General features: G+C 73.8%; 10 protein-coding genes. 7 read left to right on the top strand and 3 right to left on the bottom strand.

Translation table 11 applies throughout. The features are described 5' to 3' along the window. Nucleotides 1–40: 40 nt before the first annotated feature. The 6 genes from CHF15_RS29940 (at nt 41) to CHF15_RS29965 (ending at nt 9,600) form a co-directional block, all read left to right on the top strand. Nucleotides 41–3,829 carry an nSTAND1 domain-containing NTPase gene (locus CHF15_RS29940; protein WP_089227028.1) on the top strand — a complete coding sequence of 1,263 codons (3,789 nt, stop codon included), beginning with the start codon at nt 41–43 and terminating at the stop codon, nt 3,827–3,829. A 413-nt stretch (nt 3,830–4,242) separates the two neighbouring features. Continuing rightward, a complete protein-coding gene (gene fusA / locus CHF15_RS29945; RefSeq protein ID WP_089227029.1) occupies nt 4,243–6,258 on the top strand; it encodes an elongation factor G in 2,016 nt (671 codons plus the stop codon). A gap of 343 nt (nt 6,259–6,601) precedes the next feature. Beyond that, complete coding sequence (locus CHF15_RS29950) at nt 6,602–7,696, top strand: mechanosensitive ion channel family protein (protein ID WP_089227030.1); 1,095 nt, start codon at nt 6,602–6,604, stop codon at nt 7,694–7,696. A 72-nt stretch (nt 7,697–7,768) separates the two neighbouring features. Next, nucleotides 7,769–8,725, top strand: coding sequence for a hypothetical protein (locus tag CHF15_RS45120; RefSeq protein ID WP_179280025.1), 957 nt, complete (start codon nt 7,769–7,771; stop codon nt 8,723–8,725). 160 nt (nt 8,726–8,885) lie between these two features. Beyond that, complete coding sequence (locus tag CHF15_RS29960) at nt 8,886–9,215, top strand: hypothetical protein (RefSeq protein ID WP_089227031.1); 330 nt, start codon at nt 8,886–8,888, stop codon at nt 9,213–9,215. 49 nt (nt 9,216–9,264) lie between these two features. Further along, nucleotides 9,265–9,600, top strand: coding sequence for a hypothetical protein (locus CHF15_RS29965; protein WP_089227032.1), 336 nt, complete (start codon nt 9,265–9,267; stop codon nt 9,598–9,600). Nucleotides 9,601–9,613: 13 nt separating this feature from the next. Here the strand turns inward: CHF15_RS29965 and CHF15_RS29970 are convergent, their stop codons facing one another. Both CHF15_RS29970 and CHF15_RS29975 read right to left on the bottom strand, forming a co-directional pair. Next, a complete protein-coding gene (locus CHF15_RS29970) occupies nt 9,614–10,015 on the bottom strand; it encodes a hypothetical protein (protein WP_089227033.1) in 402 nt (133 codons plus the stop codon). 49 nt (nt 10,016–10,064) lie between these two features. Then, on the bottom strand, nt 10,065–11,252 hold the full coding sequence (locus CHF15_RS29975) for a low temperature requirement protein A (RefSeq protein WP_089227034.1): 1,188 nt from the start codon (nt 11,250–11,252) through the stop codon (nt 10,065–10,067). A gap of 323 nt (nt 11,253–11,575) precedes the next feature. Here CHF15_RS29975 and CHF15_RS29980 point away from each other — a divergent pair, with 323 nt between their 5' ends. Then, nucleotides 11,576–12,097: a universal stress protein gene (locus tag CHF15_RS29980; RefSeq protein WP_179280026.1), complete on the top strand. Its 522-nt coding sequence runs from the start codon at nt 11,576–11,578 to the stop codon at nt 12,095–12,097. 138 nt (nt 12,098–12,235) lie between these two features. Here the strand turns inward: CHF15_RS29980 and CHF15_RS29985 are convergent, their stop codons facing one another. Further along, nucleotides 12,236–15,136, bottom strand: coding sequence for a S8 family serine peptidase (locus CHF15_RS29985; RefSeq protein ID WP_245939101.1), 2,901 nt, complete (start codon nt 15,134–15,136; stop codon nt 12,236–12,238). Nucleotides 15,137–15,803: the final 667 nt, after the last annotated feature.

Raw genomic sequence — 15,803 nt, forward strand, 5'->3', positions numbered from 1 at the left:
AGGGAACGGCGCCCTCCGCGCCGTACGCGGCGGGGACGGGATGGACCGGGACCGGACACCACACAGGCCGAACGGGCACTTCGGCCCGGCACTGCGCGAACTGCGCCTGGAGCGCGGCCTGTCGCTGTCGGCGCTGGCCAGGCGCACCCACTACAGCAAGGGGTACCTGAGCAAGATCGAGACGGGCGGCAAACCGGTCAACGCCGACGTCGCCCGGCGCTGCGACGAGGCGCTGGACGCGGGCGGCGCGCTGCTCGCCCTGCTGCCGCCGCAGCCCGCGGTCGGAAGTGCCCGCCCGCCGGGGGACGGTGACGAGGCGGCGCACTGCCCCTATCCGGGGCTGTCCGCGTACGGCACGGAGGACGTGGGACGCTTCTTCGGCCGCGGACGCGCCGTCGCGGACCTGGTGGAACGCCTCGGGCGACGGGCCGGCAAGGGGCCGCTGGCCGTGGTCGCCCCCTCCGGGGCCGGGAAGTCCTCGCTGCTGCGGGCCGGGCTGCTCCCCGCCCTGGCCGGGGGCCCGTACGGCCACTGGCCGGTCGCCGTCTGCACCCCCACCGCGCGGCCCCTGGACTCCCTCGCGCACGCGCTGGCGCACGCCACGGGCGCAGCCCCGGTGGCCCCGGGTGAACAGGCGCCGCCCTCCGCGCGTGCCGCGGCCCTCGTCGTCTCCCTCCGGGTTTCCGAGGGGGACGACGAGGACGGCGCGCCGCACACCGGATGCGTCCTCGTGGTCGACCAATTCGAGGAGACGTTCACCCTCTGCGACGACGAGGCCGAGCGGCGCTCCTTCATCGCCGCCCTCACCGGGCTCGCCGCGACCGGTGGCGCCCTCGTCGTCCTCGGGATCCGGGCCGACGTGACCGGACGCTGCCTGGAGTACCCCGCACTCGTCCCCGTCATCAGCGACGGGCTGTTCGCACTGGGCGCGATGAGCCCGGACGAACTGCGCGAGTGCATCGTGCGGCCGGCCATGGAGGAGGGCACCGAACTCGAACCGGGCCTGGTCGAGGTCCTGTTGCGGGACCTCGGCACGGCGGACGCCGCGGGCCACCCGGCGGGCGCCGCCCCGCCCGGCGGCGACCCCGGTGCGCTGCCGCTGCTCGCGCACGCCCTGATGGCCACCTGGCGGCAGCGCACCGGGCACACCATGACGGTCGCCGGCTACCTCGCGGCCGGCGGCATCCACGGCTCCGTCGCGACCGCCGCCGAGGCGCTGTTCACCGCCCTCTCCCCGGCCGAGCAACTCGCCGCCCGCAGACTGCTGCTGCGGCTGGTCCGGGTCGGCGAGGACAACGAGCAGTCGCGCCGTCCGCGCGGCACCGCCGACCTGCTGGACGGGCTGCCGGACGCCGCGGCCGCCCGCACCGCGCTCGACGCCTTCGTCGCCGCCCGCCTGCTGACCGTCGGCACCGACCACGTCGAGATCGTCCACGAGGCACTGCTGCGGGCCTGGCCGCGCCTGCGCACCTGGATCCACGCGGCCCGCGCCGACCTGCTGCTGCACCAGCAACTAGCCTCGTCCGCCCGCGAATGGGAACGCGAGGACCGCGACCCGGCCCTGCTCCACCGCGGCACACGGCTGGCCGCCGCCCGCGAGTGGGCCGCGGGACCCGGCCGCCGCGACGGCGAACTCGGCCCGGTCGAGACGGACTTCCTCGCCGCCTCCGCCCACGAGGAGGACCTGCGGCGCACTCTCGTACGGCGCCGGGCCCGGCAGCAGCGGACCGGGCTGGTCGTGCTCGCCGTCCTCCTGGTGCTGGCGGTGCTGGCGGGCGGCGTCGCCGTCGAGCAGCGGCTCGGCGCCGACCGGCAGCGCGCCACGGCCCTCTCCCAGGCCATGGCCGCCCGCTCCGCCCAACTGGCCACCGGACGCCCCGAGGCAGCGATGCTGCTGGCCGAGGCCGCGTACCGCACCGCCCCCACCACCGAGGCCCGCAGCGCCCTGCTCAGCACCCAGGCCAACGCCTTCGCCGGACGGCTGACCGGCCACACCGCGGCCGTCAACGCGGTCGTGTTCTCACCCGACGGCCGGCTGCTGGCCTCGGCGGGCTCCGACCGCACGGTGCGGCTGTGGGACGTCGCCGCAGGCGCCGCCGCGGGCGTCCTCGCCGGGCACCGCGGCCCCGTGCGGTCGGTGGCGTTCTCCCCGGACGGCCGGCTGCTGGCCTCCGCGAGCACCGACGGCACCGTGCGGCTGTGGTCCGTGCCGGAGCGCCGCACCGTCACCGTACTGACGGACCACCAAGGACCCGTGCGTGCTGTGGCGTTCGCCCCCGACGGCCGCACCCTGGCCTCCGCCGGGGCGGACGGCACCGTACGGCTGTGGGACGCCGCGACCGGACGCCGCGAGGCCGTCCTCACCGGTCACACCGACGAGGTCCTCGCCCTGGCCTACCGCCCCGGCGGCCGGCTGCTCGCCTCTGCGGGCGCCGACCGCACGGTGCGCCTGTGGGACCCCCGGACCCGGCGGAGCCGCGCCGTCCTGCGCGACCACAGCGGGGACGTGCTGGCCCTCGCCTTCAGCCCGGACGGCCGCACCCTGGCGAGCGGCGGCGCCGACCGCACCGTACGCCTGCGGGACGTCGCCACACTGCGCCGCACCGCCACCCTCGCCGGGCACGACGACGACGTGAACGGGCTCTCCTTCGGGCCCGGCGGCCACACGGTCGACTCCGCGGGCGGCGACGGCACCGTCATCCGCTGGGACGTCCACACCCACCTGCCCGTCGAGACCCTCACCGGCCACACCGACTACGTGCTCTCCGTCGCCGTGGCCGCCCACGGAGACCTCCTCGCGACCGCGGGCTTCGACCGCACCGTCGTCCTGTGGGACCTCAGGCGCAGCACACTGGACACCGCCCCCGTCACCGAGGTCTGGAAGGCCGCCTACGACCCCGCCGGCCGCACCCTGGCCTCGGCCGGCGGCGACGGCACCGTACGGGTCTGGGACATGGCCCGCCACACCCCCGCGTACACCCTCACCGGGCACAGCGGCCCCGTCTACGACGTCGCCTTCAGCCCCGACGGCCAGCTGCTCGCCTCCGCGGGCGCCGACCGGACCGTACGGCTGTGGGACCCCCGGACCCGGCGGAGCCGCGCCGTGCTGCGCGGCCACGACGGCGCCGTCTTCGCGCTCGCCTTCAGCCCCGACGGGCGCACCCTCGCGACCGGCGGCTCCGACCGCACGGTGCGCCTGTGGGACACCGCGACCGGGCGCACCACGGCCACCCTCACCGGACATACCGACTTCGTGAACTGCCTGGCCTTCAGCAGCGACGGCCGCCTGCTGGCCAGCGGCAGCGACGACCTGACGCTCCGCCTGTGGCGCCCGGCGACGGGGAGCCGCGCGGCCGTGCTGACCGGCCACACCGGGTCCGTCCGGGGCGTCGTCTTCGCCCCGGACGGCCGGACCCTCGCCAGCAGCGGCAATGACGGCACCGTCCGCCTGTGGGACGCCCCCGGGGGCCGCCCCGCCGGGGTCCTCACCAGCCACACCGGTTCCGTCCGGGGCGTCGCCTGGTCACCCGACGGCCGGACCCTCGCCAGCAGCGGCAACGACCGCACCGTACGGCTGTGGGACCCGTCGGCGCGGAGCCTGACCGCCACCCTCACCGGGCACGCCCGCGCCGCGTGGAGCGTCACCTTCAGCCCCGACGGCGCCACCGTGGCCAGCGCCGGCAACGACGGCACGATCCGCCTCTGGGACCCGGACGTCCGCCACCGCACCGCCGTCCTGTGCCGCCTGGCCGGACCCTCGGACGCCCTCCGCTGGCGGCACCTGCTGCCCGGCTACGACTGGCCGGGCGCCTGTGGTTCCGGCCGGTAGGACGCGGTCGGCACGCCTCGCGACCGCCCCGGAAAAACCCGGTGCCCCGTGCCCGTCCCGCCCCCTACACTCACGTCCATCGCGCGCCGCTTGACAGCGCGGCGCGTCCGTGACGAACGAAGGGAGCCCGGCCGTGTGTTGGCGTACCGCAGCCGTCGTGCCCCCGTCACGGCATGAGGTGATCCTGGTGTCCTCGCCGGCCCGGTGCCCGCTGCGCGGCCGGCACCGGAAGTCCGCGACGACCGACTGACCCCTCCCGCACCGGCGGAGCCGGGGACGACGGCCGGGTACGCCCCGCCACGTCCCGGGTCCCTACCGCCGTGCGCGGGGGCATCGCCACGGCCCGCCCTCGGGCCGCCTCGTCCGGGAACCGCGCCGCCCACTGTTCGGATCACCCGAAAGGCCACCGGGCCATGCGCACCGTCAATCCGCTGACCGCCGTCCGCAACCTCGGCATCCTCGCCCACGTCGACGCGGGCAAGACCACCGTCACCGAACGGATCCTCTACCTCACCGGCGCCACCCACAAGCGCGGCGAGGTCCACAACGGCACCACTGTCACCGACTTCGACCCGCAGGAACGCGACCGCGGCATCACCATCTTCGCCGCGGCCGTCAGCTGCGACTGGGACGGCCACCGGCTCAACCTGATCGACACCCCTGGCCACGTCGACTTCTCCGACGAGGTCGAACGCTCCCTGCGCGTCCTCGACGGCGCCGTCGCCGTCTTCGACGCGGTCGCCGGCGTCGAGCCGCAGAGCGAGTCGGTGTGGCGGCGGGCCGACCGGCACGGCGTGCCGCGGATCGCGTTCGTCAACAAGCTGGACCGCGCCGGCGCCGACCTCGACGCCGCCGTCGACTCCCTGCGCGAACGCCTGCACACCGTGCCGCTCGTCGTGCAGGCGCCGATCGGCCGGGAGGACGGCTTCACGGGCGTCGTGGACCTGCTGCGCATGCGCGCCCTGGTGTGGCCGGACGGTCAGGGCACGTACGCCGAGGGCTCCGTACCCGACGGCCTGCGCGAGGAGGCGCTGCGGCGCCGCCGCGCGCTGGAGGAGGCGGTGGCGGAGCTCCACCCGGCTGCGCTCGAGGAGTTCTGCGAACGGTCCGCGCTGTCGGAGGCGACGCTGCGCTCCGCGCTGCGTGAACTGACGCTGTCGGGCGGGGGCGTCGTGGTGCTGTGCGGCTCGGCGTACCGCAACCGCGGGATCGAGCCGCTGCTGGAGGCCGTGGTGGACTACCTGCCGTCACCGCTGGACGTCCCGGCGGTACGGGAGGCGGCCGACCCGGCCGCGCCGTTCGCCGCGCTGGTGTTCAAGGTGAACGTGACCGCCTCCGGGCGGCTGACCCATCTGCGGGTCTACGAGGGCACGATCAGGAAGGGGGACGCGGTGCTGGACACGCGCGCCGGACGCACCGAGCGGATCGGGCGGATCCTGCGGGTCCAGGCGGACCGGCACGTCGACGTCGACGCCGCGGTCGCCGGGGACATCGTCGCGGTGGCCGGGGTGAAGTCCGCCGCCGCGGGCGCGACCCTGTGCGCCCCGGGGGCACCCCTGGTCCTCGAACCGCCCTCCGCGGCCGCGCCGGTCGTCTTCGTCGCGGTCGAGGCCGCCCGCAACACCGACGGCGAACGCTTGGCGGTGGCGCTGGCCCGGCTGGCCGAGGAGGACCCGTCGCTGGCCGTGCGGACCGATCCCGAGACCGGCCAGACGGTCCTGTCCGGCATGGGCGAACTGCATCTGGAGGTCGCGGTGGAGAAGATCCGCCGTGAGCGGGGGCTGGACGTCCGCGTCGGGCGGCCGCAGGTCGCCTACCGGGAGACACTCGTCCGCGGTGTGCCGGGGCTGGTCTACCGGCACGTCAAACAGGACGGCGGCGCGGGCCAGTTCGCGCACGTCGTCCTGGACGTCGAGCCGTACGCGGAGTCCGCGTTCGCGTTCGCCTCGACGGTCGTCGGCGGGCGGGTGCCGAAGGAGTTCGTCCGCGCGGTCGAGGCCGGCTGCCGGGACGCCCTCGCCGAGGGCCCCCTCGGCGGCCACCCCGTCACGGGCGTACGGGTCACCCTGACCGACGGCGCCACGCACTCCCGCGACTCCTCCGAGACGGCCTTCCGCACCGCGGGCCGCCTCGGGCTCCGGGAGGCCCTGCGCGGCGGCGTCATGGCCCTGCTCGAACCGGTCGTCGAGCTCACGGTCACCGTCCCCGACGACGCCGTGGGCACCGTCCTCGGCGACCTCGCCGCCCGCCGCGGCCGCGTCACCGGCTCCACGACGCGTTCCGGCACGGCAGTCGTCACGGCCACGGTGCCGCTGGCCGGACTGTTCGGCTACGCGACCCGGCTGCGCAGCCGCACCCAGGGCCGCGGCACCTTCACCACCCGCCCCGCCGGGTACGCACCGGCCCCGGCGGGCACGGTGACCCGCTAGCGGCGCGCCCGGCCCCGCCCCCTCGTCCGCGCGGGGGCGGGGCGGGGCGTTGGGCGTCGGGTATCGGGCATCGGGCATCGTGACCAGGGAGGATACCGCCACGCCCGGGGTCGCCGGGTCCGGCCGCCGCGATCTTCGCGGGATCGGGTCGCAGGGGTGGGGGCCGTATGCGGGCCGCCTCACCGCTGCGGCAGGATGTGTCAGATCGCGCCAGGACAACGCCTGTTCGGCGCGGTTCCCTCGAACGTCCCCCGAACGTCCCCCGAACGATGAGGCGACCAGTGACGACACAGCATCCCCCGCGCCCCGTGGGCGAATCCGTACGCACGTGGGGAGGCGACCGGTGAACCGCGCCCTCACGCTGCACGACCTGATCGTCGCCGGTGCGGCGATCGCCGCCGGCGCACTGGCGGGGCTGCTGCTGCGGCTGGCCCTGAAGTGGCTGAGCGAGCGCGCCAGGAGCACCAGGTGGGGCGGTGACGACATCGTCGTCGCCGCACTGCGCACCGTCGTGCCGTGGGCGGCGCTGGCGGCGGGTGCCTGGGTGGGGGCCGCGGCGCTGCCGCTGACCCGCGTCGTGGACCGGACGGTCGCCCAGGTGCTCGTCGCGGTGCTGATCCTGGCGACCACGATAGCCGCGGGCCGCATGGTCGCCGAGACGGTGCGGTCGCTGGCGCTGTCCCGGTCCGGGGTGGCCGCCTCCGCGACGATCTTCGTCAACATCAGCCGTGTCGCCGTGATGGCGGTGGGCTTCCTGGTCCTGCTGCAGACCCTGGGCATCTCCGTGACGCCGCTGATCACCGCCCTCGGCGTGGGCGGTCTCGCCGTCGCCCTGGCCCTGCAGGACACGCTCGCCAACCTCTTCGCGGGCGTCCACATCCTCGCGTCCAAGACCGTGCAGCCCGGCGACTACATACGCCTCAGTAGCGGCGAGGAGGGCTACGTCGTCGACATCAACTGGCGCAACACCGTGGTGCGCCAGCTGTCGGACAACCTGGTCATCATCCCCAACGCCAAGCTGGCGAGCGCGATCGCCACCAACTTCCACCAGCCCGAGCAGCAGATGTCGCTGATCGTCCAGGCGGGAGTCGGCTACGGCAACGACCTCGAGCACGTGGAGCGGGTGACCATCGAGGTCGCCGGTCAGGTCATGGCGCACGTCGAGGGCGGCATCCCCGAGCACGACTCGGTCGTCCGCTTCCACACCTTCGGCGAGTCGCGGATCGACTTCTCGGTGATCCTGCGGACCTCGGAGTACGGGGAGCAGTACCGGATCAAGCACGAGTTCATCAAGCGCCTGCACCGCCGCTACCAGGAGGAGGGCATCGAGATCTCCTTCCCGACGCGGAACGTGGTGCTGCGTCAGGAGCAGCCCGACGGGATAACGCTGCCGCACCAGCGCACGGTCCCGGCGCCGGACCGCACCCCCGGCGCCTGACGGCCGGCCCCTCCGGGCACGCACTCCCGCGTGCGTGCCCGGCGGGCTTCTTCTTTCCGGGAAAGGACGCCGATGTACATCCTCCACCTCGTCGACCGGCCGTCCGCCGAAGCCGTTGCCGCCGCCCTGGCGCAGGCATTCGGCGTGCCGCCGGCCGAGGTCGACGTGGCCGCCGAGGGCGAGCTCGACCGCAACTGGGGGGCGCTGGTGACGTGCACCACCGAGGAGCGGTTCGGTGACGTGGCGCTGTCACTGGACGTCTACGCCCTGGACGCAGTGGCCGACCAGCCCGCCGAGCACCACCTCGCGGCCGCGCTGGCGGCACTGCTGCGTACGGCCGTCCTCTTCCCGGCGGAGGGCGTCCGGCCGAGCGCCTACTGGGTGGCGACCCCGGAGGGAGTCGTGGCGCGGGCCAGGGTGGCCGACACGGACGACCCGGACGAGTTCCTCGTGGACGCGGTGGAGGCGCCGGTGGCCCGGCTGCCGCACGTTCGGGTGATACGCATCCCGGAAGCCGTCTACGACCTGCGGGTGGCCACTCCCGTAGCCGATGCCTTCCGGGATGGGCTTGTGGGGGAGCGGGAGGAGCCTGCCGTCGACAGCCTGGGGGCGTGGGAAATGCTCGTCCGGACGATGGCCGACGCATGGCGGCCCGCGGGATGGTACCCGTCCAAGCTCTACGGTTGGCGCCTCGAGGCCCGCGACCGACTCTCCGTCGCCGAGGCCGAACTGCCCCCGCAGGACGCGACCGCGCTCCGGGCCGCGCTGGCCGGACTGGACGAACTCTTCCTGGCGCACACCGTCGAGGACCCGGAACACCGCCTCGCCCGCGAGATCACCGGGGGCGACGACCCGGCCGGGCGCGGCTGGTGGTGGTACCGCCGTCCCGATCCGCTGCCCTGGGACGAAGGCTTCCGGCCCTGTCACCAGCCCGGACAGCGGCCCGGCCCTGTCGGGACCGCCGATGGTGACGGAGGGGTCACGGACGGTGCGCGCCCGCAAGAAAATATCGGGCAGATTACTCCATAAGTGGACATGTTGAATCCGGCTCGATACGGTCGGGGGTGGGCGCGATCCGCCCCTTCGAGCCGGTGCCCCGCCGCTCCCCAAAGGCGCACCTGACACCCGGATTTGGGCCTGACCAGGGACGAGGCACCCACCCCGTACGCTTCCGAGAGGACGAACAGCCATGCGCGCACAGCGATTCCTCGCACTGCTCGCAGGCCCGGTGGCCGTAGGAGCCCTGGCGGTCCTGCCGGCGGCGCCCGCGCAGGCCGCGACCGCCGGTCACGCCACGGCCGGCACCGTACAGGCGCAGGCCGCGGGCACCCTCGCCCCGCAGGCGGGCACCCGGTACTGGCGCGGTTACCGCGACGGCCGCGACGATGGACGCCACGACGCCCGCTCCCGCCCGCGCTGCCGGAACCAGTGGGACTCCTACCGCCCCCAGAGCTGGAACTCCGAATACCGCCGCGGCTACCGCGACGGCTACCGCTCCGGCTGGAACTCCTACTGCTGAGCCCGGTCCACCATGGTTCCCTCAGGACACGGGCGCAGGGGGGTGGGAGTTGACCACTGGGGACGACGACCGGGTCTTCACCGGTCACTGGGTCTTCGAGACGAACCTGCGGCCCCTGTGCGAGGCGGTGGCGCACTTCACGGGGTACGCGTTCGACGACTGGGACTGGCAGGCGATCGACGGCGCCCTCCCGGCGACCGACGCGGAACGTCACGACGGCTGGTACGCCCACCCGCTGTCCGGCCGTGTCCCGTTGACGCTGCTCGTCGCCGACGACCCCGGTTCGGCCGTGGTCTTCGTCCGGTTCGCCGGAGAGCCCGGCGAGGCGGAGAGGGGCCGGATCGAGGCGGCGCTCCACATCTTCTCGACCTGGGCCGTGTCGTGACGGCTCACGGCCGTCACTCGCAGACGCGCTTGAAGTCGTCCGCCCCCTTCCGCGCCCGGAAACGCACCTCGTGGCCCTTGGGGTCGGTGAAGACCGCCTCCGTCGGCGACAGCAGCGTCATCGTGCCGTGCTGCGTGGGGTTGTCCCAGCCCGGCGGGGGATTGAAGGAGCCGTCGGAGAGCGGGGTCTCGGCCTCGAAGTAGGTGGAGCCGATCCGGGCCTCGTCGATGCCGCAGTGGGTGTAGAGCTCGTAGGGGATGACGGTCGCGGCCGCGGTGGTGGTGGGATGCCCGGCGACGGTGGGGCGCGCGACGGGGGCGGGGTCCCGGCCGGTGCAGCCCGTCAGGACGGCCGCGGCAGCGGTGGCCGCGAGAGCCGCGAGGGCGGTGGCGCGAGCGAAGTGCCTGATGGTCATGGCGGTTGGACGCCGCCGCCGCGGGACGGGTTCCGTCGGCGGCGCCCGTTCAGGCCGCCGCCGCCCGTATGCCGCCGCGCTCGCGCGGCACACAGGTCGCGGCGACCAGGAGCGCGGCGACGACGCCGGTCACGAGGACCGGAGCGGGGGCGAACGTGGCGGCCAGGATCGCCGCCACGGCGAGCGCGTGCACCACGTCCGGCGCGGTGGGGTGCCCGGCGGCGGCCGTACGGTGCAGCAGCCACACGGACAGCACGAATCCGGCGACGGGCACCGTGTAGGCGGCTGCCGCGCCGTACGCGGTCAGATGACCGTGCCCGGTCGCCTGGGCGACGTTGACGGCCAGTCCGGCGCCCACCGCCGCGGCGCAGGCGAAGACCGCGTAGTGGCCGTAGCCCCACAGCGTGGCCGTGGTGAAGTTGCCCAGGCGGCGGGACGCGTTCTGGGCGAAGTACAGCCACCACAGGGCGCAGACCGTGAGGGTGCCGCCCAGTACCAGCGTGGCGATGTCGCCGAACGTGGCGTCGGTGTCGAGGGCGGCGCGCACCGCCCCGGCGGCGGCCGTGATGGACTCGCCCAGCACGATCAGGGTGAACAGGCCGAAGCGCTCGGCGATGTGGCGCGGATGCCAGGTGGTGTTGGCCGCCCGCTCGGCCCAGACGGGGACGGCGAGCTCCGCCAGCGCGAGGACGGCGTGCGCCGGGAGGCGGAGGTCGCCGGGCACGACGAGGTGCGCCAGCCAGCCGGTCTGCACCACCAGGATCCCGGCGGCGTACCGCAGGCAGCTTTGGCGCCGCTCGGGGTCGGAGCGGGCGGCCCGCAGCCACTGGCTCACCATGGCGAGCCGCATCACGACGTAGCCCCAGGTGATGACCGTGTAGTCGCCGTCCTGCAGGGCGGCCGCGGTGCCCGCGGACATGACGAGGGCACCGCCGATCTGCACGACGGTGAGCAGGCGGTACGGGATGTCGTCGGTGTCGTAGGCGGAGGCGAACCACGTGAAGTTCATCCACGCCCACCAGATCGCGAAGAACACCAGCGCGTAGCCGAGGACGCCGCCGCCGACATGTCCCGCGGCCAGTTCCTCCTCGAACGCGGCGGACGTCTGGGCGACGGCCACGACGAAGCAGAGGTCGAAGAACAGCTCCAGCGCGGTGGCGGTGCGGTGCTTCTCGTCGGCGACGCGGGCGACCATCCGCCGCCGCCATGCCGTGCCTGCGGTCTGCGGCGCGCTCACGCCGCTCCCGTCCCCACGGCGGACGACGCGCCGCGCCTCCCGCGAACCGCTTCCTCGCTCACGGTGTCTTTCCTCACATTCCAGGGGGACAGGGCTCTGCTACCTCCACTGAGACCGGGCGTCCCGCGCGCGTGTGACACACCGCGGCGAACACGGCGCCGGCGGGCGCGCCGTCCCGTCCCGTAGTGCCGGGGTTGTCACACTTCGCGGGTGGCGCCGGTCGGTAGCGGTGGATGCCCGGTCGTCCTCGTGTGACCTCCTCCGGTTCCCGAGGCCGTCTCCCGTTCAGCACAGCCGTTCAGCTCAGCCCCGAAAGGTTTCTCATGGCAGGCCATGGCGTTCCCGGACCCCTCGGCGACGATCCCCTGCCGCGGTCGTCCACCGCGGGGCAGCCGGCCCCCGTGACCGGCGGGCTCCACACGTCCGTCGACAGGTACGGGGTGCTCGTCGGATACAGCGGCTCCGCCACCAGCAGGCGGGCGCTGTCGTACGCGGCCGGGATGGCGCGGCGCACCGGCGCGGCACTCCTCATCGTCCACGTCGCGAAGGAGAACCCCGTCGCGTCGCTCCTGGGCTACGACGACGCGGGCGGCGGGAGGGGTCCGCACGCCGGCACGCACACGCTCCTGCGGCAGCTCGCCCGCGAGGACCATCTGTCGGGGCTGCCCTGGACGCTCATCCACCGCAAGGGGGCCGTCGCGGACGAGCTGGAGAAGGCCGGGCGCAAGTACCGGGCGAACGCCATCATCGTGGGGAGCGGGCGCGCGGCCGGCATCAGGCTCTTCCGCTCGATCTCCGACCGCCTGGCGCGCAGCGCCCAGCGCCCGGTCATCGTCGTCCCCTGACGAACCGGACGCCGTGACGTGACGAACGGCCGAGCCGCATGACGCGGGGTGCATCGTGCACACGCGCGGGGGCCGGCCTTCCTTCGGGAAGGCCGGCCCCCGCTCGGCGTGTGGGCCGGTCAGCGCATCGGTCTGCGGTCAGCGCGAACTGATCAGCAGGCCGGGTACGACGGTCCGGCCGGTGCGGAACTCGGTGTACGCCCACTGCTCGACGTCGGGCTGCGGACCCACGGGGTTCAGCGTCACCTGTGCGGACCCGCCCCGCTCCACCTTGGCCGGTGTGGTCAAGGTGGCGTTGCGCCGGTCGCCGTTCTCAGGGACGACGGTCACCCCGAGCCGGTAGGGAACGTCGGTCGAGGTCGCCGTCTGGGCGTGCACGTAGGCGGTGTAGACGCCGGGCTCGGGGAAGAACCGGGCGCTGCGCTCGCTGCTGTGCCACGATGCCCAGCTTCGATCGACCAGCTTGCCGTCCTTGTAGAGGTAGAGGTCGAGATTCGTGCCGGGGTCGTCCGAGGCCGTCTGCACGACCAGTCCGGCCGAGCCGCGCGGCACGACGATCTTCGTGCCCTGAGTGCCCACCCCGCCGGGGGAGAAGACGCCGCCGCTGACCGTGGTCGTGAGCTTCTTGTCGGTCCAGGTCACGGGGGTGTAGCCGGTGGTGCGGCCGGCCAGCGGTCCGGTGAAGCCCGGTTCCAGGAATCCCTGGCCCTGGCCGCCGGTACGGCCGAACTCGATTCCCGTGTCGTCGTACGGCCGCGGCGTGAAGCCCCACGGGCGGCCGGCGACGGTCAGGCGCACGCGGTGCTTGGCGCTGCTGAAGACGAGTGAGCCGGTGGTGTAGCGGTCCCAGGTCGCGGTGCCGCGCTCCAGGGTGATGGTCACCTTGGCGGTGGCGCCGGGCTTCACCGAGATCGTCCGGGGGCTGACCGTCACCTTCATCCCGGCGAGCCCGTCGACGTGCGCCGTGTACGTCTCGGTCCGCGTGCCGACGTTGGTCAGGCGTCGCGTGAGCTGTACCGGCTTCGTCCCGTCGTACTCGCGCAGCGCGATCGACGGCAGGTTGATCTCCTTGCCGTCCGGAGTCGCCGCGGCCGCGAAGGCGGTCAGTTCGGCCGCCGAAGGTTCGATCACCAGCCCGGGGTCGTCGGCGGACGAGGTCCGCGGCATGCCCGAGCCCTGGCGGAGGGGGCTGCTCGTGCCCTTGGTGTCGGCGGCGGTGGTGCGCAGTGCCGAGGCGGTCGCGCCGGGCGACCACTTCGGGTGCCGGGTGCGCAGCAGTGCTGCCATGCCGGCCACGTGCGGGGCTGCCATCGAGGTGCCGGAGTAGGCGTCGAAGAGACGCCCGCCGGCCATCGGCGACACCGCCGCGACCACGTCGATGCCGTCCGCGACGAGGTCGGGCTTCTGGAGTCCGGTGTGCGTCTGGTCGGGGCCGTAGGACGAGAGGCTTGCCACGCTCGGCAGACCCACGACGCTCTTGCCGTCACCGCCCTCGGCCAGCGAGGCGGTCCCGTCGGTACGGTGCGCCCACAGGTAGTTGAAGAGCTTGCCCGCCTGTTCGGCGCTCCACAGGTAGACGGTCGGGAAGTCGTAGATCACGTTGAGGCGTGTGTTGCCGGTCGACTGGAAGAGCACCACGCCGACACCGCCGGCGGCCTTGACCGTCGCCACGGCGTCGACGGAGTCGATGAAGTCGCAGGCCACGATCTTGCCCTTGACCTTGGCGGGGTCGAGACTTCCGGACCAGCAGTACTGCGCGCCGTCGTCGAGCGATCCGGCCTGGTCGGCGAAGACGATCGGTGTGCTGCGGCGGGACGGCAGTCGGTCCATGGAGGTGCCGACGATGCGCGTGCCGTCGCCGAGTCGAACGGTGGCCTCGTGGGAGCGTTCCACCGTCGCACCGACCGTGGTGACCCAGGGCTCGGCGTTGCTGATCATTCCGGACATGCCGTCGTTGCCGGCGGATGCCGCGACGAAGACCCCGGCGAGGTACGCGTTGAGGAAGGCGTTCCCGATCGGGCTGTTCGGCTGGTAGTCCCCCATCGACGTGCCGATCGAGTAGTTGATGACCTGGACGCCGTCCGCCACGGCCGCGTCGATCGCCGCGATGATGTCGGCGTCCGTGCCCGAGCCGCCCCACAGCGCCTTGTACACGGAGATCCGCGCGTCGGGCGCCACTCCGGAGATCGCGCCGTAGTCATGCCCGAGGACCATCGCGTGCTTGACGGGAAGACCCGCCGCGGTGGAGGCGGTGTGGGTGCCGTGTCCGATCATGTCCCGGGGCGAGAGGCTCTCGCCCTCGGGCAGCGAGCCGTAGGCGCTGAGCCACCCGTCGGCGAAGTAGCGTGCCCCGACGATCTTGCCGTTGCAGGCGGTGGCGGGGAAGTCCGCACTGGTCTGGCAGGTGCCGTGCCAGCCCGCGGGCGCCGCCATGGTGGCGGCGAAGGAGGCGCTCTCCGGCCAGATTCCGGTGTCGATCACGCCGATGACCGTATTGGAGCCGTGGACCGGTTTGGTCTGCGCCGCCGTCTGCGCCGCCGTCGGTGCCTGTGCGGGGTGCTGCGCCGCTTGCGGGGTCGGGGTCGTCGCCGCGTCGGCCTTCACGAGACGGGCCGGGGTGACCGCCGCGACGCGCGGGTCCTTGGACAGCTTGCCGGCCTGAGCGCCGGTCAGCTTGGCCGAGAAGCCGTTGAAGGCGGTCGTGTAGGTCCGCTGAGCCCGCACACCGAAGTCGCCGAGTACGTCGCGCTGCGCCTCGCCCAGGTGCTGCCGGTACTTCTCGGCCGCGGCCGAATGAGGCCTGAGCTCCTGCCCGGCCGTCGGCTTCGTCGCCGCGAGTCCCTCGACGCCGCCCGTGTACGACGTGACGGGCGCTTCCCGCAGCCGCACGACGTACTGCCCCTTGATGGTGTCGGGCTGCGCGGCGGTGTGCAGGGCGCCGCCGCCCGTGAGGGCGGCTCGGGAGTGGTCGTACTGACCCAGCTTCAGGTCCGGCAGCGGAGCCCCGGTCTGTGCCGCGGCCGGCCCGATGCTCCCCAAGCCGCTGAATATGGTGGCGAAAACGGTGACTGCCGACGCCACGGCGATGCGGCGTCGTCGTCGAAGGCTCGCGCTCGAGACCACGAGTCTCCTCCCATGAAGTGAACGGTGTGAATGTCCGTCACACCCAACCTCCGGGCGATTACAGGAAGATCACGTTCGAATGACGATCCGTCCCGCCCGGTGTTGCCGAGGCCGCCTGTTGGGGGAGTTTCGCCGCCGCGGGCGCGGTGGGTTCCGCCCGACGGGAAGGCCGTCCGGTCGACCGCAGAGGTGCGCGTATTCGAGCCTCTCGAGGCTGTGAGCAGCGCAAACTCGGATACGGGAGGGGGTGGTTCGGTCCGTGTTCCTGGGTGCTGATCGAGGGGTTCTCGGGAGGTGGCACGTTGCCGAGACCCTCAGCGGCTTGCGTACCCGGCCGTCTGTCGTTTTACGGACAGGTGTCGGGATGCCGACACCGTGAGGACGTTCACGGTTGAGCGAGTGCACCGGAACGTACCTCCCGTGCGCGTGGGCCAACTGCTCTCGCTCGCCAGGGATCCGGGACCGCATCCGCAGGCCGTACGGTCGTCGTCACATACGGCAAGCGCGGATACGTCCCCCTCGGCTCCGCCGCCGCAGGAGCCCTCGCGAGCCCGATCCGGAACGGACGAGAGCGGAAGCCCGT

The organism is Actinacidiphila glaucinigra, from assembly GCF_900188405.1.
GTDB lineage: Bacteria > Actinomycetota > Actinomycetes > Streptomycetales > Streptomycetaceae > Actinacidiphila > Actinacidiphila glaucinigra.